19 protein-coding genes, 1 tRNA gene and 1 pseudogene are annotated in these 21,501 nt (G+C 58.8%); 13 read left to right on the forward strand and 8 right to left on the reverse strand.

What is annotated here, in order from left to right:
- Window positions 1–301: 301 nt before the first annotated feature.
- The gene (locus ACSQ8R_RS31875) at window positions 302–547 is read right to left on the reverse strand and encodes a hypothetical protein (RefSeq protein WP_436257384.1); all 246 of its coding nucleotides are present in this window, start codon (window positions 545–547) and stop codon (window positions 302–304) included.
- Between the two features lie 595 nt (window positions 548–1,142).
- Here ACSQ8R_RS31875 and ACSQ8R_RS31880 point away from each other — a divergent pair.
- From ACSQ8R_RS31880 to ACSQ8R_RS31900, 5 genes are all read left to right on the forward strand, one after another.
- A complete protein-coding gene (locus ACSQ8R_RS31880) occupies window positions 1,143–2,318 on the forward strand; it encodes a hypothetical protein (protein ID WP_436257385.1) in 1,176 nt (391 codons plus the stop codon).
- Between the two features lie 63 nt (window positions 2,319–2,381).
- A complete protein-coding gene (locus tag ACSQ8R_RS31885; protein ID WP_436257386.1) occupies window positions 2,382–3,041 on the forward strand; it encodes a TerD family protein in 660 nt (219 codons plus the stop codon).
- 235 nt (window positions 3,042–3,276) lie between these two features.
- The gene (locus ACSQ8R_RS31890) at window positions 3,277–4,131 is read left to right on the forward strand and encodes a hypothetical protein (RefSeq protein WP_436257387.1); all 855 of its coding nucleotides are present in this window, start codon (window positions 3,277–3,279) and stop codon (window positions 4,129–4,131) included.
- A gap of 13 nt (window positions 4,132–4,144) precedes the next feature.
- The gene (locus ACSQ8R_RS31895; protein ID WP_436257388.1) at window positions 4,145–4,897 is read left to right on the forward strand and encodes a VWA domain-containing protein; all 753 of its coding nucleotides are present in this window, start codon (window positions 4,145–4,147) and stop codon (window positions 4,895–4,897) included.
- A gap of 472 nt (window positions 4,898–5,369) precedes the next feature.
- Entirely contained in the window at window positions 5,370–5,579 is a 210-nt protein-coding gene (locus ACSQ8R_RS31900) for a hypothetical protein (protein WP_436257389.1), read from the forward strand.
- 84 nt (window positions 5,580–5,663) lie between these two features.
- Here the strand turns inward: ACSQ8R_RS31900 and ACSQ8R_RS31905 are convergent, their stop codons facing one another.
- Window positions 5,664–6,761 carry an acyltransferase family protein gene (locus ACSQ8R_RS31905; protein WP_436257390.1) on the reverse strand — a complete coding sequence of 366 codons (1,098 nt, stop codon included), beginning with the start codon at window positions 6,759–6,761 and terminating at the stop codon, window positions 5,664–5,666.
- Between the two features lie 93 nt (window positions 6,762–6,854).
- Window positions 6,855–6,928, reverse strand: a tRNA-Ala gene (locus tag ACSQ8R_RS31910).
- Window positions 6,929–7,198: 270 nt separating this feature from the next.
- Here ACSQ8R_RS31910 and ACSQ8R_RS31915 point away from each other — a divergent pair.
- The 5 genes from ACSQ8R_RS31915 to ACSQ8R_RS31935 all read left to right on the forward strand — a co-directional run bounded on the left by ACSQ8R_RS31915 (window position 7,199) and on the right by ACSQ8R_RS31935 (window position 12,656).
- A complete protein-coding gene (locus ACSQ8R_RS31915; protein WP_436257391.1) occupies window positions 7,199–9,799 on the forward strand; it encodes a heavy metal translocating P-type ATPase in 2,601 nt (866 codons plus the stop codon).
- A 158-nt stretch (window positions 9,800–9,957) separates the two neighbouring features.
- Complete coding sequence (locus ACSQ8R_RS31920) at window positions 9,958–10,452, forward strand: copper chaperone PCu(A)C (RefSeq protein ID WP_436257392.1); 495 nt, start codon at window positions 9,958–9,960, stop codon at window positions 10,450–10,452.
- 681 nt (window positions 10,453–11,133) lie between these two features.
- On the forward strand, window positions 11,134–11,955 hold the full coding sequence (gene nadE / locus ACSQ8R_RS31925) for an ammonia-dependent NAD(+) synthetase (RefSeq protein WP_436257393.1): 822 nt from the start codon (window positions 11,134–11,136) through the stop codon (window positions 11,953–11,955).
- A 239-nt stretch (window positions 11,956–12,194) separates the two neighbouring features.
- Window positions 12,195–12,377 (forward strand): hypothetical protein, encoded by a 183-nt coding sequence (locus ACSQ8R_RS31930; protein WP_436257394.1) that lies wholly within the window; start codon window positions 12,195–12,197, stop codon window positions 12,375–12,377.
- A 153-nt stretch (window positions 12,378–12,530) separates the two neighbouring features.
- On the forward strand, window positions 12,531–12,656 hold the full coding sequence (locus ACSQ8R_RS31935; RefSeq protein ID WP_436257395.1) for a hypothetical protein: 126 nt from the start codon (window positions 12,531–12,533) through the stop codon (window positions 12,654–12,656).
- A 261-nt stretch (window positions 12,657–12,917) separates the two neighbouring features.
- Here ACSQ8R_RS31935 and ACSQ8R_RS31940 read toward each other — a convergent pair whose 3' ends face one another.
- The 3 genes from ACSQ8R_RS31940 to ACSQ8R_RS31950 form a co-directional block, all read right to left on the reverse strand.
- A complete protein-coding gene (locus ACSQ8R_RS31940; RefSeq protein ID WP_436257396.1) occupies window positions 12,918–13,835 on the reverse strand; it encodes a cation diffusion facilitator family transporter in 918 nt (305 codons plus the stop codon).
- Window positions 13,836–13,866: 31 nt separating this feature from the next.
- Entirely contained in the window at window positions 13,867–14,013 is a 147-nt protein-coding gene (locus ACSQ8R_RS31945) for a hypothetical protein (RefSeq protein ID WP_436257457.1), read from the reverse strand.
- Window positions 14,014–14,954: 941 nt separating this feature from the next.
- Window positions 14,955–15,224, reverse strand: coding sequence for a M23 family metallopeptidase (locus tag ACSQ8R_RS31950; RefSeq protein WP_436257397.1), 270 nt, complete (start codon window positions 15,222–15,224; stop codon window positions 14,955–14,957).
- A gap of 325 nt (window positions 15,225–15,549) precedes the next feature.
- Between ACSQ8R_RS31950 and ACSQ8R_RS31955 the strand changes: the two are divergent.
- Window positions 15,550–15,828, forward strand: a pseudogene (locus ACSQ8R_RS31955) (heavy metal translocating P-type ATPase); the annotation flags it as partial.
- 133 nt (window positions 15,829–15,961) lie between these two features.
- Window positions 15,962–16,537, forward strand: coding sequence for a hypothetical protein (locus tag ACSQ8R_RS31960; RefSeq protein ID WP_436257398.1), 576 nt, complete (start codon window positions 15,962–15,964; stop codon window positions 16,535–16,537).
- Between the two features lie 18 nt (window positions 16,538–16,555).
- Here the strand turns inward: ACSQ8R_RS31960 and ACSQ8R_RS31965 are convergent, their stop codons facing one another.
- Both ACSQ8R_RS31965 and ACSQ8R_RS31970 read right to left on the reverse strand, forming a co-directional pair.
- Window positions 16,556–18,475: a M23 family metallopeptidase gene (locus ACSQ8R_RS31965; RefSeq protein ID WP_436257399.1), complete on the reverse strand. Its 1,920-nt coding sequence runs from the start codon at window positions 18,473–18,475 to the stop codon at window positions 16,556–16,558.
- Window positions 18,476–18,640: 165 nt separating this feature from the next.
- The gene (locus tag ACSQ8R_RS31970; protein ID WP_436257452.1) at window positions 18,641–19,930 is read right to left on the reverse strand and encodes a DUF882 domain-containing protein; all 1,290 of its coding nucleotides are present in this window, start codon (window positions 19,928–19,930) and stop codon (window positions 18,641–18,643) included.
- Window positions 19,931–20,133: 203 nt separating this feature from the next.
- On the opposite strand from ACSQ8R_RS31970, the gene ACSQ8R_RS31975 reads away from it, so the two are divergent.
- Window positions 20,134–21,462, forward strand: coding sequence for an Nramp family divalent metal transporter (locus ACSQ8R_RS31975; RefSeq protein ID WP_436257400.1), 1,329 nt, complete (start codon window positions 20,134–20,136; stop codon window positions 21,460–21,462).
- Window positions 21,463–21,501 lie beyond the last annotated feature (39 nt).

Below are 21,501 nucleotides of genomic sequence, written 5' to 3' on the forward strand. Positions count from 1 at the left end.
CTACTCCTCCAATCCGATGCGAACTCGCGGATCGGAAGACCGTATCTCAATACGACTTGGCGAGTGCGACCAGAATCCAGCCGGGCCGGGAGTGTCTTGCCTTACATCTATTAAGTTTACGCCGTCCGCTCAACCTCTCGATCGCGTTATTGGATATTCGAAATCCGCTTCAGGTGATTGGGTAGCGAACGGATATTAGCGTCTATCCGGCCAACTCAAACGATCAGGTTGTCCGCCTGTGTCTTGATCATCTCCATCTCATTGGGATCCAAAGGTGCCTGCGTTGTCAGGATGTAGGCTACTAGATATTCGAGCTTGCGGTCGGATTCGTTTCGATCGGCGGCCTGTGCATGACGATCGATAGTCGTGCTGCCTCGTCTTCCTTCGATGCAGCAGCCAAGGCCCCGGCATAAATCACAGGGCTTACGCGCTCGACTGCTCGCTTCTCGTCCCACTCTCTTACCGTCTTCGCCGTCGCCCTCTGAGCCGCGATGTGGCGCTCCATCTTCTCGAAGAGCGAACCGTCTTCCATTCCCTGCTTCATCATCTCACCCCTACCCACAAAACCGGCCGAAGCCGTTTGACCTCCCAAATCGAAGGGAGGGCAGGACCTGGTCCTGCTCCCGAGCTCGTGCGGAACAGCTGGAGAGAGGGGGACAAGCGCTAAACCGGAGGGGGATCACCCACCCGAAGGGCCGCGTCGGATTTTTGTAAAAAATCGGACCGGTGCTGCAAGCCGCAGGCTGAAGCATGGGGAGACCGGTTTAGTGGTTGTGGGGGAGAGAGGGTAGCGCGCCTTTCTCCCTTCTCAGTGAGCTAAATTGTCATTAAATCTAAATGGCGATAGGTTTACATTACGTAGAAAATAACATGGGTTATGTGACGCGCTATTGGTTTTTCCTCGCCGCAACACTGACTGTAACAAATACGGGGCTGTTGCCAGCCTGCTTTTGTGCCGCCCAGCGGAGGTGTCTGCGGGACGTGCCCCTGAGGCCGGCCTCACCTTGACGGCCACGGACGTGCTTCGGCGGCGGATACGGTAGCGCTCGCCGCTTGACCCGCAGAATCGTATCGACTTGCGATTTGGATGCTGCACCAATAAGAGATACTCTTCTCACGTCGAGCAAGCGGAGGATCAAGTCATGAAACCGACAACCATCGGCTCTTCCCCCAGCCTCCTTACCGGCGAGCCAGCGAAAAGTATCGTTCCGGCGGTACCGATGAACACGGGGGCCATCGTGCTCAGCGAGTCGCAAGTGTTGGAAGCCGAGAAGGCGCTTGCGTCGCTCGACTTTCCCGCCATGCATTCGGGCGACGTCATCAGGATCGGTCTAGAGGCAGAGCAGGCGTTGCAGCGGACGCTGGACGGCTTCCTCGCGCGGCTCGACAAGAACAGCGCGGCCGCCGTCTTCGCGCTGTTCGGCCGTCTCGAACAGGGCGTCGAGGATGCCGATCTCCCGGAAATCCTCGACAAGCTCCAGAACGGCGAAAAACCGGGTTTCCTGAGTTCGTTGCTGGGAAGGTTTCGCGGAAAGCGGCCGGAGGAGGTCGCGGCGGAATTTCTGGCGGAAATCGGCGACCTTATCACCGGACGGACCAGGACGCTCGCTGACCGGATGATGAAGCTCGAAGGCGAACTTTCCGGCGAAATGCAGAAGCTGTTCGGCGAGTTGCAGGCGCTCGATGCCCTGAAGCAGAGCTATGGCGCGCATTTCAGCGATTTCACCGTGGCCGCGGCTGTCGCCCGCGCCTTCCTCGACAAGGCGCGCGCCTATGTCGCCGACGAGGAGGCGCAGCTCAATCCGGCCGATCCGGTGGCGCAGACAAGGATGATGGAATTCAAGGACAGGCTGCGGCTGATCGAGAGCCGCGCGCTGGCGCTGGAAGGTACCTACACGCGGCTGCCGGCCGACCAGCTGGTGATTCAGCAGATCGAACAGGCCGGCATTGCGACCCTGCAGGAGACCGCCAGCACGGTGGCGTCGCGGTTCGCGTCGATCAAAATGACGCTTCTTTCGATTCATGGCGCGTTCGCGGTGAAGAGCGTGCAGCAGCTGGCCGGCCGCCAGGCCAAGCTCGACAAGCAGCTGACCGAGATGCGCGGCCGCGCACTGAAAGACATCGCGGTCACCGCGGCGCAGGCTCCGGGCGACAACCGCCTTGCGCAGGCACAGCAGATAGAGCAGATCATCACCACCACCAGCGAGATCCATGACCTCGTCGCGGCGGCGAAGAAGTCGACCGAGGAAAAATTCGAGCAGGCGCGCCAGAAGTTTGCCGCCGCCCGTCAGGAGCTTGCCGCCCTGTCGTCGCGGTAACGCGCTCGCCGGCTTCCGCGCGCCCAAACATGGGCGCAGTCAGATCACAGGAGTTTCACAAGCATGCTGACCCTATCTCTTGAAAAGCCCGGCACCGCGACGCCAAAGCTCAAGCTTTCCCTCAACAAGGGAGCGCAGTTCACCGTGAAGGTTGAGTGGATGTGCGATGCCGACCACGCCGATGATGTCGACGTTCACGCGCTTGAGGCGCGGAGCGACGGGAACGGCGCGAAGGTGACGGAACTTACCAGCGTGCTGTCGACCTACAATACCACGCGGATGAACCCAAATGGCGGCACCTTGCCGTCAAACCCTGAAGGATCGTTTCAGACGCCCAGCGGTGGGCTGTTCCACAGTGGCGACAAGAGAGTGCAGAACAACACCGAGACCATTGTCATTGACGGCTCCAAGCTGCCGGCGGGGGTCAACGAGATACCGATCTTCGTCACCGTCCATGAAGCGGAACATGGGGGCAGCCACGAGACCGAGCAGGGCGCCGAACAGGGGGAGGAAGCGGCGTTCGGCGACATCGACGTCTGCACCATCACACTGTCGGACGGCAGTGGGAAGCAACTCGGCGCCTACAAGCTGTCGGACGAATTCAAAGAGTTCAATGTCGTCCAACTGGGCAGCATATTGCTCGGCCCCGAGGGCTGGGAATACGCGGCCGTCGGCCGAGGCTTCACCGGAACGTTCAACGACGTTCTCGCGCACTTTTCCTGAGAGAGCGATGCCCCAGAACAAAGCCCCTCCCTCGCGTGGTACGATGCCGGATAATCGCCAGGGCAGGCTTCGCCCAACGGTGATCGTTCCGCCGGCTGAGCGGTCACGGACGCCAAGGGCCAAGCCTGGCGAATCGGCTGGGACTGATGCGCCCGCAAAGCCGACAATTGTGGCGCCCGCCAGTACCGGGAACGACAGTGGGACTGCGACGGCGAAAACTGGACGGTCGGCGCAGATGCCGCTGCTGGCGAAGCCGACTGCGATCCCCGGGGTGGAACGCAAGCGGATCGCAGTCGAGCTCTCCGACATTCGGAAACTGTCGCCGTTGGCGAGACCTGAGGTGCTGGAGCAGGCGCTCCGGCTGATTCAGTCGTTCGTGGTCGAAAGCGCGCGTGACCGGCAGGCCGTCCTTTGGGGCCATCGCCTCCAGCAGGATTACGGCGACCTGGTGTCGCGCACGCTCGAACTCTCGCAGGCCGATGTGCTGAAGAAGGCGACGGGATATATCGGCCGAATGACCGACATCCTTGGCGCGATCGACATCAAGGCCGTCTGCGGTACCTCTTCAGCGGCTGGAATTCTCGGCGAGTATTTCAAGAAGGCGAACAGCAGGATCGACACGGCTAGTGAGCTGCAAGCGGCGCGCATCGAGCTCGACCAACTGGTCCGGCTGATGGGCGAGGCACTCGAGCTTCTGTTGTCATTCAAGGAGACGCTGGAGTTGCACGCCCGTCGGATTGAGGACATGGGGGATGAAGCCGAAGCCTCGGCACTCGCGGCATCTTTTCTGTCGGACCATCTGCGCGTGAGCCGGCCGCCGCTCTCGCAACGTTTGCTGGAGCGAGCCATGAGCCTGACGCAAACCGTGGCGCAGATTCGCAGCGGCGCCTCGATGCGAGAGATGCAGCTCGAACAGCCGCTCCGGCTCATCGGGGCGATCCAGAATGTGGCGCTCGTCATGGTTCCAGGCTTTCTGGGAAGCATCGCGTCGCTGACGACGATGCTGGAGAACAACCGCAAGCTGACCCCGACCGAAGCCGGCGAACTTTCCTATCAGCTTCGGAACATCCTTCAGCAACTCAAAGAGTGAGGACCGATCGGCCATGGCACTGCAACTCAACCTCAAGAAGTCGGCGGAAACGCTGCGTCTTTCTCTCGAAAAGGCGGGGGTCGCGGCTGACATCAAAGCCGAGCTGATCTTCGACATGGACGTCTCCGGCTCTTTCGAGCACGAGCACGAGGAAGGCACCACGAGCAAGCTCGTTGCACGGCTGGTGCCCTACGGCATGGTGCTAGACCCTGATGGCAAGGTCGATGTCTTCAGTTTCAGTCATGGCAAGGGCCACGTTCACCATGTCGGAACGGTCACTCCGGACGATTGCGAGAACTACATCGTCCGCAACGTGATCGACAAAGTGCCAGGCTGGAAGGGCGGAACCACCTACAGCTATGTGCTGGAGCGCAATCTGCAGCATTTCGGGTGGTTGCCACGCGAAAAGGAACGCGAAGGCTTCTTCAGCCGGTTCTTCGGCGGGAGCACCAAGGAAGCGCCGGTTTCGGCAAGGAAACGCTCGGTCGTGATTTTCGTTACCGATGGTGAGAACGATCCTTCGGATGAAGAACGGACCATGTGGGTTCTCGAGGAATCGGAGAAGCGCGGCGATCAAGTGTATTTCCTGTTCATGGGCGCCTGCGAGCATACCGTGGAATTCAAGTTCCTCGAAACGATCGCCAGGCGTTTCAAGAACACCGGCGTCGTCATCGTGCGCGACCTCGACGGCTTCGTCGAACTCTCCGACGAGCAATTGAACGCGCAACTTCTCGGAACCGAGTTGATAGATTGGCTGCGATCTTGACAATCAGCCTTGGCTGGCGGTGACCGCAGTTCGACAACCAATACTGCTCCTGCGGTGTGGCAACTCGCTTAGCTTGCGCTCCCTGCTAGCTTTAGATCATCGCCGGTAGGACCGGTTTCATCCGCCCCTGACGAGAAGCACCATGACCATTGACTTACACCTGCCGTGCTCCTTTTCGGACGTAGGAACTCCGGGTCCCGGGCTGAGTTTGCTCTTTCGTCAATACGCTAATGGATCAAAAAGCATGATCGAGCCTAAGGCGGACGTTACGGCGGCATGCCTTAATCACCAATTGTCCTAATTAGGACCGATCAATCACGCCGCTACAATTTGAGTTCCATAATATGGACTGACGAGAGTTCCGCAAAACGCGAACAAGCTAGAGGAGACATCCGGCAGTTTCGAGCGGCGCTTCAACGCTCAAATGAAGGGTTTAGGATGCCGCTGTAGCCGTCTACGAGGCGTGGAGCGGATGAATGCGGGTTATCAAGCAAATGTTTATTACGACGGCCTTAGAAAGTCGCCGGCAGGTGTACGATTCAGCGTCACGCATGAGATTGGCGAGGACTGGCTTTGGGATATTGTGAAAACCGGCCATGTTCTAGTCAATCAATTTGCTGGATGTCCGAAGCGTGGCCGCATCGTCGCGGAAATCAGTGCCGAGCAAGCCGCCTTGCGCTGAAAAAGGGCTCTGAAACGCAAAGAGGGCGAGAGCACGTCGCTGTCACCTTAGGCACGTCAGACTTTTCGACAATGGCAGACAATCTTAAGCGGCGTCGGAGGCAGTTGTCTCTGTGGAGTGGTTATCGCGTGGTCGCGTGAGGTTGAAGCGACGTTCCAGAAAGCGCGCCCAGCGCGGCCGCTCGAAAATGAAAATTGCGATACCGGTTATCTTCACCGCTGCATACAATGCCAGCGAGCTGAGGATAGAGACAATCATCACGACGAAGCTTACGACACCTGTGTCACTTATTAGCTCGCTTTTCAACGCAAAGGCCCTGAAGATGGACATCGGGATCGTGAAGACGAGATATATGGCCAGAGAATGCCTTCCAAGTAGGGTCAACCAGGCCGAAAAAGGCAGCTTCGTAAGGAGGCCCGATGTGACGCACAAGGCGAGCGTGCCCGCCACGGCCAGCACAAGGCGCAATCCCGGCAAACCCGCCAAGCCCATATGCACCCCAGTTGGTTGAACCATATAGCCAGATGAATAGACAAGCAGGCCATTCATCATCGCCCAAAGAAAGAGCAAAGCCCAAGCAAATCTAGGATGACGTTCGGCAGCTCCCACGACTGCGACCACAAAAGGTCCGGCTATGAACCCTAGATAGAAGTAGACGAAATACGCGCTAAATTGCGTTGCAACATAGCTAACGGATTCGCCTGTGAAAATCTGGATCGCCACTGCCACCGGAAGGACGCCGAAAGCCGGAATTCTAAAATGGTAGAGGGATTTGGCCACAAGGCCAAAAACCGCCAGCAGATAGACGAACCAGAGGACCCCATAGGGTTGGACTAGAGCCAGCGCAAACTCTGCAAGCATCTTGGTCGGATCGGCTTCGTATATCCCGACCTTGAGGCCCAACATAATTGCGCACCACAGGATGTAAAAATATAGGTAATGCACGACACGGCGGTCGCAAAAAAGTGGCCACGGTTTGGATATAACCTGTGAAAGAAACAGGCCCGAGATCAGAAAAAACTCCGGCATTCGGAAGGGTGAAGCAAAGCCTATTATGTAGTGCATGAACCCTACTTGGCCTGTGTACTCACCCGTGTTGAAGGCTGAATACATCATCACCACGAGTATGATCGAAATCCCCTTGGCGGCGTCTACCCACTCTAGTCGTTTGGAATCCACCACGTGCTGACTTTGCCTCTCTGCAGCTAGCGCAGTTTCTATCTTGCGCGGTCTTGCTCACAAATTTGCGCCCACCAGGCCTGTTACTAAAGGGGCTGGAGAACTGGGTAGGAATTGAACCTACATTTACGAGCTTGCTGGCCCGCTCCATTACAGTCTGGCACCAGTTCCGATTAGACCGTTGCAGCCGAAAAACCACACTAGCGTGGTGGGGTTACCAATCTCTAAAAGTCGAGGTTCGTTCATGGCTTGAACTCGCGCCAGTTTTGGGGGCGAGAAAAAACCCTAAACGATCTGCGAGATCAGCAGCTTCTTTAGGGTTACGCTGAGATGCTGTCGTCGGAGCGACGCAGTTAAACAAAACATTTCCGAATAATCCTCTTGCATCTCTAGTAGCTAGAGGTCGTAGAATTGCTCACATTAATAGTGAGGATTCCAAGATGAGCGATTCACTTCAAACGAGATTTCGTGTCGGAGGCATGGACTGCGCCTCTTGCGCTGCCAAGATCGATACGGCCATCAGGCGCATGCCCGGTGTCACCGACGTGTCCGTTTCGGTCACCGCAGGAACGATGACGGTCAAGCACGACGAGAACAGCGATCTCGCCGCCATCCCGAAGAAGCTCTCCGGGCTTGGCTACGAAGCGACACCCATTCAGGCGAAGGCAGTCGCCGCGGAATCCGTCCATGTGCACGGTCCGGACTGCTCGCACGACCATCAACACGCCGACTCCCATGATCACTCTGATCACGACCATTCGGGTCATAATCATTCCGGTCATGACCATGATCACGCCGACCATGGCCATGTACCCGACCAAGGCATACCCCCGCAGGACACGGCGCCCGGACCCCTGCAGGCCCGCTTCCGAATCGGCGGAATGGACTGCGCCTCCTGCGCGGCCAAGATCGACACCGCTGTTCGGCGCATAGACGATATCGAGGATGTGTCCGTCTCTGTCACCTCCGGGACGATGACGGTGAAGCATCGCCAGTCCGCAGACATGAAGGCTGTTGAGAAGCAGGTCTCGGGTCTCGGTTATTCGATCGTACCCATCCTCAAGACGGCGCTGCCGTCGGGCCAGAGCGTCGCGCATGCAGGCCATGACCACGGACCCAAATCCGACCATGCCGAGATCGAGGGCCTGCACGGACATGACCATGGCCCGTCCGAAGGCCCGTGGTGGAAGAGCAAGAAGGGCCGCCTGACTATCATGGCAGGCGTGGCGCTCGTGCTCGCATATGGCGTCGGCCATCTGTTCCCGCCCATCGCGACGTACGCCTTCATCGTCGCCATGCTGGTCGGCCTCGTCCCAATTGCACGCCGGGCCTTCATGGCGGCACGCGCGGGAACCCCGTTCTCCATCGAGATGCTGATGACGATCGCCGCAGTGGGCGCGCTAATCATCAACGCCACCGAGGAAGCGGCCGCCGTCGTATTCCTGTTCCTGGTGGGCGAACTCCTCGAGGGCGTGGCCGCAGGAAAGGCGCGCGACAGCATCAAGTCGCTCACCGCACTGGTTCCGAAGACAGCCCTGCTCGAAGAAGGCGGGAAGACACGCGAGGTGCCTGCAGAGACGCTTGCGGTGGGTTCGGTCATCCTCGTCCGTCCCGGCGACCGCATCTCGGCCGACGGCGTGATCGTCGCGGGGGAAAGCTCCATCGACGAAGCCCCTGTCACTGGTGAGAGCGTTCCGGTTCGGAAGGTGGTCGACGACAGCGTGTTCGCAGGCACCGTAAACGGCGATGCGGCACTCCGCGTAAGGGTAACGGCCGCTGCCGCCGACAACACCATCGCCCGCGTCGTCCGCCTCGTCGAGGAGGCCCAGGAATCTAAGGCTCCGACCGAACGCTTCATCGACCGCTTCTCGCGATACTACACGCCGGGTGTCGTCGTCGTCGCTGCGCTCGTCGCAATCCTGCCTCCGCTGCTTGGTGGCGGTGTCTGGAGCGAATGGGTCTACAAGGGCCTCGCAGTACTTCTGATCGGCTGCCCGTGCGCGCTCGTCATCTCGACACCGGCCGCTATCGCAGCGTCGCTTTCGTCGGGTGCCCGACGCGGCCTGCTCCTGAAAGGCGGCGCCGTACTTGAAGGACTGGGCAAGCTCACCGCCATCGCCTTCGACAAGACCGGGACACTCACCGAAGGCAAGCCGAAGGTCACCGACGTCGTGCCGTTCGGCCGCAAGGTCGACGAGGTGCTCCGGTACGCCGCCGCGCTTGAAATGGGATCCAGTCATCCGCTCGCTGTCGCCATTCTCGACAAGGCGAACGAGGACGGGATCGATGCTCCGGCGGCAACGGATGCCAAGGCACTTGGGGGCAAAGGCGTGACCGCGGTGATCGACGGGGTCGAGGTCTTCTTCGGCTCGCCAAAGGCCGCGGCCGAACGTGTCACGGTCCCGATGGCTCACTCGAAGACGATCACGTCCCTCAACGACGAGGGCAAGACCGTCTCCGTGCTTGTGATCGGCGACGTGCTCGCTGGTGCCATTGCCATGCGCGACGAGCCCCGGCCCGACGCGGTTGCGGGACTCAAGGCGCTGACTGACGCGGGCATCAAGACGGTCATGCTGACAGGCGACAACAAGCGGACGGCGACCGCCATCGGCGCGCAGCTCGGCATCGAGGTCCGTGCGGAGCTGATGCCCGAGGACAAGCAGCGGATCGTCGGCGAGCTGAAGAAGGAAGGCTACGTCGTCGGCAAGATCGGCGACGGCATCAACGACGCACCCGCACTGGCTGCCGCCGACGTTGGCATCGCCATGGGTGGTGGCACCGATGTGGCGCTGGAGACCGCCGATGCTGCCGTGCTGCATGGCAGGGTAGGGGACGTCGCCCTCATGGTCGATCTCTCGAAGCGGACGATGAGGAACATCTTCCAGAACATCACCATCGCGCTGGGATTGAAGGCGGTCTTCCTCGTGACCACGGTCCTCGGCATCACGGGCCTGTGGCCTGCAATCCTGGCCGATACCGGAGCGACCGTTCTGGTGACCATGAACGCGCTACGTCTGCTGCGTCCGATCCGGGGATCGTGATGCTGAGGAAGGTCGTGTTCGCTGGCATACTCGTCCTTGTCGCCACGTCTGTCGTGTTCAGCCTCGTCGGCGTTCTATCGGTGTGGAACCCGATGGAGCTTTTCCGGTACGGAGACTGATGAGCTTGAACTCAGCGAATTGAATTGGAGAACTTCATTTTGTCCGTCCAGATCACGTCCACCTTCGCCGGCGCCGTTACAGTGGCGGTCATGCTGTCCACCTCCGCGCTGTCCCACGACTTCAAGACAGGCAGCCTCGAGCTGAAGCATCCTTGGTCGGCGAGGGCGCCTGCGGTCGCTCCGGTTCTCGGTGGCTATGTGACGATCGTGAATACGGGAACACAGAGCGATCGTCTCGTAGGCGGGACGACGTCTGTGGCCGAACGTCTCGAGATCCACGAATCCTCCATCGTCGACGGTATCGCAAGGATGCGACCCGCCAAGCAGGGGATCGAGATTCCGGCTGGCGCGACGCTGAACCTGCAGCCGGGCGGTGCTCATATCATGCTGGTGAACCCGCGACAGCGCCCGGCAGAGGGCGAGAAATTCAAGGCGACGCTCGAGTTCGAGAAAGCAGCATCCGTGGAGGTGGAGTTCGTTGTACAGAAAAGTACGCCTGAAAGTGCGGGCGACCATTCAGTGCACAAGCCCTGATGTGGGGGGCCGAGCTTCAGCGGGTGATGTTAATCGTGGGAATGTGATCCGCACAGCTGCCCCGTTAACCTTCCTGGTTCACCCGGCATGAAGATTCCGCAGGTCAGATCAGAGCATCTGACCGGAGACTCGTAAACGCTGAACGCCGCCAACTGATCTTCAGGATCAGGCTTGACGACGTTATTGGGAGCGGTCGCTCTCTGCGGCGCAAGCGGTGCCGCCGTGCTCTATATCGGGTCCGCGAAGGCGCTGGGCGTGATGCGGGTAGACTTTCGCTGCGGTCATAGGGTTTTTCCTGCTGGTCCAGACTGGACTGCAGTCCCTTTGCACGCGGCTATCGCCTCCAGCTATGATCTGGCCATACGTCCCGGGCTGAACCGCGAGGCCGACAATCTGTTGGCTCCGCTGCTGGGTCAGTCTGCAGCTGTTTCGCGGTGTTCCCGTTCGTGATGTCACATCCGACCGCGCCAAGACGGGAGAGCTGAGGCGCCGCTCGGCTCACGGCATTCGCGTGGCTCATCAACGTCGTGATAGCCCTGTGAACATCAAGCTGGTGGTCGACTTCATCGGTTCGTAGTCAAGCCGATCGATCCCCGCTGACATCAGTCACGGCAGTGGAATTTCGCAACGGGAGCGCCAGCTATACGTTCTTGAGATGAATGGTTTCACCGGAGGACAGACATGCTCGACGAACGCGCCCGGATCATCGAGGAACTTGGAGTGAGCCGGGTTTTCGACGCAGCGGCCGAAGCCGATCGCCGCTCGGCCTTCCTTGCAGACTATCTCCAGGCATCGTCCATGCGGGCGCTCGTCCTTGGTATCAGCGGAGGCGTCGACTCACTGACTGCAGGGATGCTTGCGCAGCGGGCGGTGCAGCGGCTGCGAGCCGGCGGCTACAGCGCGGAGTTCATCGCGGTACGGCTTCCGTACGGCGAGCAGGCCGACGAGGCCGACGCGCTGAAGTCTCTGGATGTCATCCGCCCCGACCGCACAGTCACCATCGACATCAAGCCCGCAGCCGACGCCATGCTGGCCGAAATTCGGCGCGATGCCGACGATCTCGTTTCGGGCGAACGCCTTCATTTCCATCTCGGTAACATCAAGGCCCGCCAGCGGATGATCGCCCAGTATGCTTTGGCAGGCGGTGCCCGCGGCCTTGTCATCGGAACCGACCATGCTGCCGAGGCCCTAATGGGCTTCTTCACGAAGTTCGGCGACGGCGCGGCCGACATCCTACCGCTTTCCGGTCTCAACAAGCGTCGGGTGAGGGCGGTCGCGCAGCATCTCGACGCACCTGACGATCTCGTCTTCAAGGTGCCGACGGCCGACCTCGAATCCGACGCTCCGCTCAAGCCCGACGAGGATGTCTATGGTGTCACCTACGACGAGATCGATGACTTCCTTGAGGGCCGGGAGATCAGCGATAACGCGCTGCAGCGGATCCTCACGGCGTATAGGTCCACCGCCCACAAGCGCTCTCTGCCCGCGGGTCCGATAGGGTGAGGCACCTTTGAGATCGAAACGGCAGGCGAGGCGGCAATGGCAAGCATTCCTTTTGAGAAAATACCGGACTCGACGCTAGCGCTTATCCGCGATCCCTATCGCTTCATTTCCGATGGGTGTCGGCGCCACCAATCAGACCTGTTCGAGACACGGCTCCTGCTGCAGAGGACGATCTGCATGACAGGCCCGGAAGCGGCCAGGCTTTTCTATGACCCGACCTTTTCGCGCGCCAGGGCGCAATGCCGAAAGCAGTCCAGAAGACGCTGCTCGGGGAGGGTGGCGTGCAGGGCCTCGATGGAGGGCCGCACCGCCACCGCAAGCACCTGTTCATGTCGCTGATGAGTCCCGACCAGATCGGGGAAATTTCTCAGCTGACGGCAGCAATGGCAGATTCGCATGCGGAGATGGAGGTCGAGCGCTGACGTCACGCTGTATCCGGAATTCCAGCAGCTTCTGACGCGCGCGAGCTTGGCCCGGGTCGGGATACCATTCCGCAGGGCGGCGGAGACCACTCCGTCCACCATCGCTGTCCAGGTGAGTGGATCACCATCGAACTCATGAAGCAGGCGACGGTCATGCTGACCCGACAGATCGGGTATGACGTTCCCGAACAGGATCTGCGGATCGAGTGGTCGCGGATGCCCGCGATGCCACGAAGCCGCTTCGTGGTCAGCAATGTCATCCCCCGTGAGGAACCGTGAGCGATGCATTCCTTGCCCTTTAGGGTAAGGCTGGTTTGGGTGCAGCCGCAGCGTGATGCTCGCGTAAGGCATCACCGGAGCGGGCCTGCCGAGCTTGCGCGGCACTTTCAGAACTTTCGGGCGGGACGTTCACCGTCCGAGGTAGCTAAGCAGCAACCGAGCTTCCACGCTCGATCCTGAACCGAGTGCACCAAAGCCGGATTAAGCCAGCTGAACGTAGAAACAATGAGGTTGCTGAAGCGGACCCACCGGGCGATCGCACTAAATTTTCATCGGGTTTTCCGACTCGTGCATAGCCCGATCGTCAATTTGAATTGTAACATGAGACAAGCCAAATTTTTCCTCCATGATAGCGCGGGCACGGGAGAGTATCGTACGAGCTTCAGACATATCATTCACCACGACGTGACAACTCATGGCGTCGACCCCAGATGTAATTGTCCAAACATGCAGATCGTGGATAGCATCGACGCCGGGGATGCTAATCAACTCATTCTCCAACATCGGCATATCTATCTCGGGAGGCGTTCCTTCCATGAGGATATGAATGGCTTGTTTAAGGAGAGTCCATGTACGAGGGAGGATAAGGAGGCCAATCCCGGCACCGATGATCGGATCCGCGAGCGCCCAACCGGTGAGCATCACCACACCTGCGGCAACAATGACGCCAAGCGAGCCTAGCATATCGCCAAGCACCTCGAAATACGCCCCTTTGACATTCAGACTTTCTGACGAGCCAGCGGAAAGCAGCTTCATGCTGATCAGGTTGACGGTCAGACCGAACATGGCAACTATGAGCATGGGACCGCCGAGTATGGGAGGTGGATTGAGGAACCGCTCGTAGGCCTCGTAAAATATGTAAATTGTCAGTAGTAGCAAAACCACTGCGTTCGCCAGCGCCGACAGAACCTCCATGCGGACATAGCCGTAGGTGTTTTGGGGGGTCGCCGGGCGTTCTGAAAAACGGATTGCGACTAGCGCGAGAACGAGCCCTCCAGCATCTGTCAACATATGAGCTGCATCCGCCAAAAGTGCCAGGCTGCCCGTCCAAAGCCCGCCGACCACCTCGACTATCATAAACGCTACCGTCAATCCTAGGGCGGCGGCAAGCCTATTCTTATGTCGCCCTGCGGATGTCTTTGCTGAAGTTGTCGCTGAATGAGATTGGCCGGCGCCCATGTCTTGCCTCCCTGGTTTTTTTCTCGAAGGGCTACGCAACTGGTCCGTTAGCGATGCCCATTCTTCCTTTAATCGAAGAGCCGACCCAGAAACGATCCGTGACGGTGGCTTTTTCCGTGGCCGCCATGGCCGGAACCATGCCCATATTCTCGATCATCAGCGGAAATAACGTGTACATATGCTGTTTCCCGAGGCTGAGCGACGTTCTGCGTAATCCTCCGGTCAAATGATTTTTGTCGAGCTCTCCTCGGTCCAGCCAGACCCCTCTGCAGTTCGGGCAACAGTCGATTTCGATCGATTGGCATTCGCTCATAACTAGATCAACCTAACACGTTGGGCAAAGAAACCTGCTGGCCTTCTTCTGTTTAGCTGAATTCTCAAGATCATTCATGATTGTCTGCTGATGTTTCGGCGTCCACGAGATATCTGACGCACTTGGACATCATGGGATCTCTAGTACCTTGAGGTTCAAGGGCCTAGTCAAACATTTCCATCAATGCTGTCTGGCGGTGAAACCCCGAGCTACCGCGTGACGCTGGCGAAGGACGCTAGACATCCCGATTTCTTAGCAACCCGCAACCGGATAGTCGTGGTGAAACGGCTTGAATGCTGCGTGACCGCAGGCAGGCATCCAAGCCATCAGATGCATCAGGAGACGACAGGAACCTCCTTGCACCGAAATCGTTGAGGAGCTGCAGAAACAGGAGGAATACTATGCCCGAAGAAAAACCCGGCCCGCATCACGACCATCCGGGCCACACCCCAGGCGACCTGGACGATCACGGTCATCGTGATAAATCAGTTCAGGAAAAGCCAGGTCCTCATCACGATCATCCTGGCCATAAGCCGGGTGACCTAGATGACCACGGACACCGCGATAAGAGTGCGCCGCCTCTCAAGTAACAGAGATAGGAGGCACCGTCTTCGGTGCCTCCTAGTATCTGGTTCGACAGAGCACACTTTCCTGCACCCACGGATCAGAAAGGCCGGCTGTGGCCTCGCTTCAGCTGCACCGCAAACGATAAATCATTTGCCATTAGCTTTGGGAGTTTTTTAGTAGTTTGTCTAGGCGAACTCTCGATCTGCTAAATTTGCCATAAGCTTCGCCGGCCAAATCGTTTACTTGAGGCAACCTTGCTTTGAAGGGATCCATTCTTTTCCGATCACCGTCAACTCGTAGTGGAGATGGGGGACGGTCGAGCGTCCGGTCGATCCCACAAAACCGATTATTTGACCTCGTAACACCCTTACTTCTTCTTTTATGCCTCTGGCTATTCCGCTTGGATGGGAATAGGCGCTGACATATCCATTGCCATGCCGGATGATCGTCTGATGCCCATAAGTGGAAGCCCAACCGGCCTTTTCAACGATCCCGTTACCAGCAGCCATGATCGATCCTTGCGGTCCGGCAAGATCGGTACCGGTATGGCCTTGTGCGTATCCAAGAATTGGATGAATTCTTCCACCAAATTCGGAGGTTAGACGTGCGTTCGGAAGCGGCAGGAGTGGCCTTAGCCCTTTACCTTCGCTGTCGTAATAGTCAGCTACCTTTTGTGTCCGGATCCTGGAACCGGTAGAAAGAGGTGACGGAATCTCCGAATCGCGCTCGGATGTAGAGCAATTCCGAGCCCTTAGTCGCATTTCCTCTGTCATCAATGACAGAGAAGAAGGCCTCCAGCTTGTCGGTCGGCCTTATATTCGCCTGCAGATCAACCTTTGCAGCTACGCCGCAGTCGATGCGCTGGTCATCAACGCGACCGAAGAAGAGGCCGCCGTCGTATTCCTGTTCCTTGTCGGCTAACTACTCGAAGGTGTGGCGGCCGGAAAGGCGCGAGACAGCATCAGGTCCTGACCGCGCTCGTGCCGAAGACCGCGGTGCTGAGGAGGGCGGAAAGACAAGGGAGGTTCCGGCTGAAACTCTGGCTGTCGGATCCGTGATCCTTGTCCGTCGGGTGACCGCATCTCGGCGGATGGCGTAATTGTCGATGGCGAGTGCAACGGGTGTAACTGTCTGGTGGGTTTACTCTCGATAAGTTGTGCCTCGGTGGGGTGAGTTAACCGTGTTGTTTCATCGGTTTTCAACAATCTGAAGTCAAGCATACGGCCATTAGTTTGGAGTAGGGCGCATGCAGGTACGCAAAAAGCGGATCTACAGGATCGGCTTGGGAATTATCCTCGGATCACTCGTGCTTTGCGGAGCGAGCGGTGCGGCGGCTGTCTACATGGGGTCCGGAAAGATCCTCGGGCCCTCCTATGAGGAGGTTCACGGGAGCGAATGCCGCACCGTAGCGGCGACGAAGACCAAGGATTCCGACGGCATCTGGATCAGGCAATACATTGTCGCCGATGCACAGGACGACCTGACCCGCATGCGGACTGCATTGCGGGTCGCCGAGTCGATCCTTAAGGAACAGTTGCCGCATCTTGTTCAGGTATCTGTCATCGATGCTGGCAATCCTGGGACCGGCGCCAGCATGCGCGGACGTGCCATCGGCGCTCAGGTTACCATCATTCCAAAACCAGTGACGGAGGCTGAGAGCAATTCCGGTCCTTACTCCGGATTTTCCATTCAGGGAGCGGCAAGCACCGACGGCGAGTTCCATGGCATTCGTTTCGATGCGACGCGTGAGGATCTGAAGGCGATGGCCTCCAAATTCGAGGAGCTGAAGGGTTGCGTAGCAGCATCTGGCGAAGGAGCCTAAGAGGCGCTTCAAATGGCATCAGCTCTCAGATCTGTTGAGCAACCCGTCTATCCGCTGCCTGTCGCTGTTGAACTGCTCGTAGATGTCACCGACCAGATCTTTGACCTGCGGCAATCTGGTTTTCATCGCGTCCACACGAGTGCCGTTGACCGTTAGCTCGTAGTGGAGATGCGATCCGGTCGATCGCCCGGTCGATCCGACGAAGCCGATGATCTGGCCCTGCGCGACCCTGACCCCTTCCTTGATGCCCTTGGCGATCCCGCTCTGGTGGGAATATGAGCTGATGTAGCCGTTGGCGTGCCGGATGATCGTCTGATTTCCATAGGAAGCGGCCCATCCGGCCTTCTCCACGATGCCGTCTCCGGCGGCCATGATGGGAGACCCCTGTGGAGCGGCAAGATCCGTTCCTGTATGGGCCTGTGCGTAACCCAGTATGGGATGCATCCTTCCGCCGAAGTTGGAAGTGAGACGCGCGTTTGGAACGGGCGTGCGCAGAAGCAGCGGCCGCAGTCCTTTTCCATCGCTGTCGTAGTAGTCTACGGCCTTCGTCTTCGGATCCTGGAAACGGTAGAACGCTGTGACGGTGTCGCCGAACCGAGCCCTGATGTAGAGCAACTCGGATTGTGCGGTGGCCTTTCCCTGCTCGTCGACGATAGAGAAAAACGCTTCGAGTTTGTCCGTCGATTTCGTCGTCGCCTGCAGGTCGACCTTTGCAGCCACGAGGCGCAGGACCTGCGTAACCATCTCCCTGGTCATCCCGTAGGACAGCGCCGCGCGGAAGATCCCATCGTAAATCGTCTGCTTATCTCTCGGTCCGGACACGGTAGCGGGTTGCTGGTTCATGGCAGCGAACACCTCATCATTCATCTCGGGCTCGGTACCCGTCACGAGGCGATTCAGGTCGTTCATGGCCAGCGTCAGACGATGTTCGCCGCTTCGGTAGACGCTTATGCGCACTATGCGCGCCATCTCGCCAAACTGGAAAATGCCCACGCGCAATGCGTCCTCTTCACCCAGTTTGTTTGTGCCGAGGCGACTTTGGATCACATCCACAAGGCCTGCCACACCAGCCGCGTCGTATCCGTTGGCCGAAAGAAGTTCGGAAATGGTCTGTTTGCGGCGCGACGGGATCACGTCGTCGGCGAATTCCGGGGCGGTAGGATCATATGCTTCGGGAAACGAAGTACTGACGTTTTCTTCGATCACCCGGGCGGTAAGGCTCCCTGTGATATCCGGACTGATTTCGGGAAGATCTGCGAAACGCTGCGGGTCAACTCGGTACGTGCTATCCGATGCAGAGGTCACCGAAGCCAGAAGCGCTCCGTTGAATCGGATGTCCTGCTCCACTTCGTCCGTGCTCATCTCGTCGGACTTCGAGAGGCCACCTCCGCTGCCGGGGAATGGAGTTATTTTCAGGCTGATCTCGGAGGCTATGTCAGAGGAGTAGATGGCGCTGACGCGCGATTCGGGCGGCTCTGCCGATGTCCCGTCTGCGAAAATGGCTAGAGGATCGAAGCGGGGATAGTCCTCCTGAAGCTTGTAGTTCGAAGCGAGGGACATCCGGACCAGGGAGAAGGATTCTGGTCGGACCACATCCACGCCCGCCTCTCGCATGACGACAGGCACCTTCAGAATTGCCTTGTCCGCGGCCCTAGCAGTGATCCGTGCTTCGACGACGCGATCCCCTTTCCTTGAGGTCTCATGCGGAGGCTCTTCGCCGGACGCGATCATAGCTTCGGCTGGGATGGCAAGCTGCTGGCGGCCTTCGACGGCGGCAAACAGGGCGTAGCCCATCATGGTGCACGATGTCACGCCGACCAGGAAAGTTCCAGCGAGCCAGCGCAGCGAGATCTCTCTGCGATCGAGGGTCCGCCTCCCATCAGCCTGGATCGGCTGATCGTTCCCTATCGTCTTTCTTATCGAATTCCTGGCCTGCAACCCGTTTTCCGCTTCTTTGGAAGGCTGCTGACTTCTTGATGAAGAAAGCAGCGGGAAGCGCTCTCATAGAACCTCTAGCTGGATGAGGGTCAATAAAGACTGGGGCATTTTGGTGTGTTGACGAAAAGAAGGTGGTTCACGTTCCTGCGATTGGATGGTGGATCCCTACCCACCTGACGAGAAGCGGCCGTTGTCAAACGTTCCCGCGGACTCGGTCGGAACTGGGACATCAACAACGCTTTGATCGCTTGAACCGACCACCAGGGCGCGGCGGACGAGGAGCGGTGCTGACATTCCGGTCGAACTGCCAGGCTGTGACAGGGCCCACGCGACGATGGCGTCGTCACCGTCGAAATCTTCATCGGGATCGACTTCAAACGCATCGATGGGGAGGCTTGCGATCGATAAGGCGGGCTCCTTCAAAGCGAGGCGCGGAGCGGGTTGGAGCGTGTCCCGCACCTCCATGGCTAATGAAGCCGGGTCTATCGATGTGGTCTCGATGCTCTGCTCGGTATCGATCTGCGAAGGTCGTAGTGACGGGACCGGCACGGTAACCGATGCGAGATCTGCGAAGGATGACGTTGGAGGCGCGGTCGCTGCTTGCGGCCTTGTCTGAAGCTCCAGCGCGCGCTCTGCCCTTGTTTTTGAAGTCGGAAGCATGGCCGTTAGAAGGCTGCTGCGAGACGAACTGACATCATCGTCGTCATCACCAGCGGTGCTCGCGATCTGGATCGAGTTGGGGCCGACCCGTCTCCGGTAATCCGCCACGGCTTGCTCATAGCCTGGCAGGGGGCGACCGTCCGCTGGCAGATGCATGGTGTTGCCGTTGGGAAAGATCCTGGCAAGCTCCTGTCGGGACATGCGCGGCCAAGCCCTGACGTTGCCGACATCGAGATGGACAAAAGGCGAGCCGGAGGTCGGATAGAACCCCACGCCGCCGATCTGCATCTGCATTGCAAGTGCCCGGAGCGTGGCGAGCTTAACGCCGGGCAGATAGAAGTCCATCGCCTTTCCGAGCATGTGCTGGCTGTTCTTGGCGACCCCTGTGACTCGCGAGCGGTTCCTGAGCATGTTGTTCGTGGTGGGCGAGCGGTAGGCTGAAACGATATGGATGTAGTCCTTCGCGCTACTGCGGTCATACACCTCCCAGACTAGATCGAGCAGGCGAGGATCCATTCGGGCAGGTTCGTTCCGCCGCCAGTCGCGCAGGAACTGATTGATCTGCGCCAAGCCTCTGGAATCGTATTTTCCGTCACGCTTGAAGGTTATCGTGGCGCGCTCCCCCGTGTGCGTGAAAAACAGCTTGAGAGACCGCTCCTGCGCCTCTGCGGCACATGCTGATCCGACGTAGGCGGGAAGGGCGAGGAGCGCGGTGGCCGCTGCCCGGATCGCCCATCGGCATGCCTTGGAGAGCAGGACGGGCGTCGAAGGATACGAGAACTCGGGCACTTTCATGAACACAGGCACAACATCCCTCAGAAGGATTCAACGCACGCAAACGAAGCGGCTCGCTTGTCAGAGATTATGGTCAACAATTCGCTAATAAGCCGTTGACGGGCTGTCGCACCTTTCCACCTAAAGGCCCTCTTGCCAGATCGAGTCCTTCATGCGAATGATTTGCAATAGCAACTTAGTCGCTGTCGAAGGATGTGAAGGCAATGGATCAGAACGTTTCGGGATGGCGGAAGACCGCGGGGGATCCATCGCTTTCAGATGTCCACCGCACGATCAAAGTGTCGAGCGCGCCGGGATCGATGCGGCGTGCGATGGCATTCTTCGGCCCCGGCTATCTTGTGGCGGTCGGATACATGGATCCCGGCAACTGGGCGACTTCGCTCGCTGGCGGCTCCAAGTTCGGCTATGCGCTTCTGACCGTAGCGCTGCTTTCGAACATCATGGCGATCGTCCTGCAGTCGCTCTGCGCCCGTCTCGCCATCGCGTCCGGACGGGATCTTGCCCAGGCCTGCCGCGACGCATTCCCGAAACCCGTCGGGATTGTCCTGTGGCTCCTTGCAGAAATCGCAATCATCGCGACCGACATCGCGGAAGTGATCGGTACAGCGATCGGCCTGAACCTCATCTTCGGGATACCTCTCGAACTCGGCGTGCTCATCACCGCGCTCGACGTGTTCCTCATCCTATACCTTCAGAAGCTTGGTTTCCGCTGGGTCGAAGCCCTCGTCATCACGCTGCTGGGCGTGATTGCCGTCTGCTTCACCATTCAGATCGCACTTGCCGATCCCGATTGGGGGCAGGTGATCCTGGGATTCGCGCCGACCACCGAAATCGTCACGAACCCTGAGATGCTCTACCTCGCGCTGGGCATCCTCGGAGCGACGGTGATGCCTCACAACCTCTATCTCCACTCCGGTATCGTACAAACGCGGGCTTACGGACATACGCTCCCCGAAAAGCGGGAGGCGTTGAAATTCGCGACGATTGACTCGACGGTCGCTCTGATGTTCGCACTCCTCGTGAACTCCTCGATCCTGATACTTGCGGCGGCGACCTTCCACACGACCGGACGCACGGAGGTTGCGGAACTGGGCGAGGCGCACAATCTGCTTGCACCGCTTCTCGGTCTCGCCATCGCGCCGACATTGTTCGGTATCGCCCTGTTGTGTTGCGGGATCAATTCGACGGTCACCGCAACGCTTGCCGGGCAGATCGTGATGGAGGGCTTTCTGAACATCCGGCTAGCTCCCTGGTTGCGTCGTCTTATCACGCGCGCCATAGCGATCGTTCCGGCGGCAGGTGTTACAATCGCTTTCGGTGACAGCGGCACTGCACAGCTACTCATCCTGACGCAGGTCGTCCTGAGTCTTCAGCTTTCCTTCGCAGTGTTTCCGCTGGTCATGTTCACTTCGGACCGCCGGAAGATGGGCGAACTGAAAGCCCCGATCTGGCTCACTTCCTTCGCCTGGCTGATCGCAATTGTCATCGCGGTCCTGAATGTGAAGCTGCTGACGGATTTCGTGGCCGTGTGATGCGGCCATTCCTTACTTCAGATTGGAACCGTGAACAAT

Source organism: Neorhizobium sp. LjRoot104, from assembly GCF_964253725.1.
Classification (GTDB): domain Bacteria; phylum Pseudomonadota; class Alphaproteobacteria; order Rhizobiales; family Rhizobiaceae; genus Neorhizobium.

Bases quoted from the DNA above. Each gene is read 5' to 3' on its own strand.
- ACSQ8R_RS31875 (WP_436257384.1), bottom strand. From the start codon at position 547: ATGATGAAGCAGGGAATGGAAGACGGTTCGCTCTTCGAGAAGATGGAG.
- ACSQ8R_RS31880 (WP_436257385.1), top strand. From the start codon at position 1,143: ATGAAACCGACAACCATCGGCTCTTCCCCCAGCCTCCTTACCGGCGAG.
- ACSQ8R_RS31885 (WP_436257386.1), top strand. From the start codon at position 2,382: ATGCTGACCCTATCTCTTGAAAAGCCCGGCACCGCGACGCCAAAGCTC.
- ACSQ8R_RS31890 (WP_436257387.1), top strand. From the start codon at position 3,277: ATGCCGCTGCTGGCGAAGCCGACTGCGATCCCCGGGGTGGAACGCAAG.
- ACSQ8R_RS31895 (WP_436257388.1), top strand. From the start codon at position 4,145: ATGGCACTGCAACTCAACCTCAAGAAGTCGGCGGAAACGCTGCGTCTT.
- ACSQ8R_RS31900 (WP_436257389.1), top strand. From the start codon at position 5,370: ATGAATGCGGGTTATCAAGCAAATGTTTATTACGACGGCCTTAGAAAG.
- ACSQ8R_RS31915 (WP_436257391.1), top strand. From the start codon at position 7,199: ATGAGCGATTCACTTCAAACGAGATTTCGTGTCGGAGGCATGGACTGC.
- nadE (WP_436257393.1), top strand. From the start codon at position 11,134: ATGCTCGACGAACGCGCCCGGATCATCGAGGAACTTGGAGTGAGCCGG.
- ACSQ8R_RS31930 (WP_436257394.1), top strand. From the start codon at position 12,195: ATGCCGAAAGCAGTCCAGAAGACGCTGCTCGGGGAGGGTGGCGTGCAG.
- ACSQ8R_RS31935 (WP_436257395.1), top strand. From the start codon at position 12,531: ATGCTGACCCGACAGATCGGGTATGACGTTCCCGAACAGGATCTGCGG.
- ACSQ8R_RS31940 (WP_436257396.1), bottom strand. From the start codon at position 13,835: ATGGGCGCCGGCCAATCTCATTCAGCGACAACTTCAGCAAAGACATCC.
- ACSQ8R_RS31945 (WP_436257457.1), bottom strand. From the start codon at position 14,013: ATGTACACGTTATTTCCGCTGATGATCGAGAATATGGGCATGGTTCCG.
- ACSQ8R_RS31950 (WP_436257397.1), bottom strand. From the start codon at position 15,224: ATGGCTGCTGGTAACGGGATCGTTGAAAAGGCCGGTTGGGCTTCCACT.
- ACSQ8R_RS31960 (WP_436257398.1), top strand. From the start codon at position 15,962: ATGCAGGTACGCAAAAAGCGGATCTACAGGATCGGCTTGGGAATTATC.
- ACSQ8R_RS31970 (WP_436257452.1), bottom strand. From the start codon at position 19,930: ATGAAAGTGCCCGAGTTCTCGTATCCTTCGACGCCCGTCCTGCTCTCC.
- ACSQ8R_RS31975 (WP_436257400.1), top strand. From the start codon at position 20,134: ATGGATCAGAACGTTTCGGGATGGCGGAAGACCGCGGGGGATCCATCG.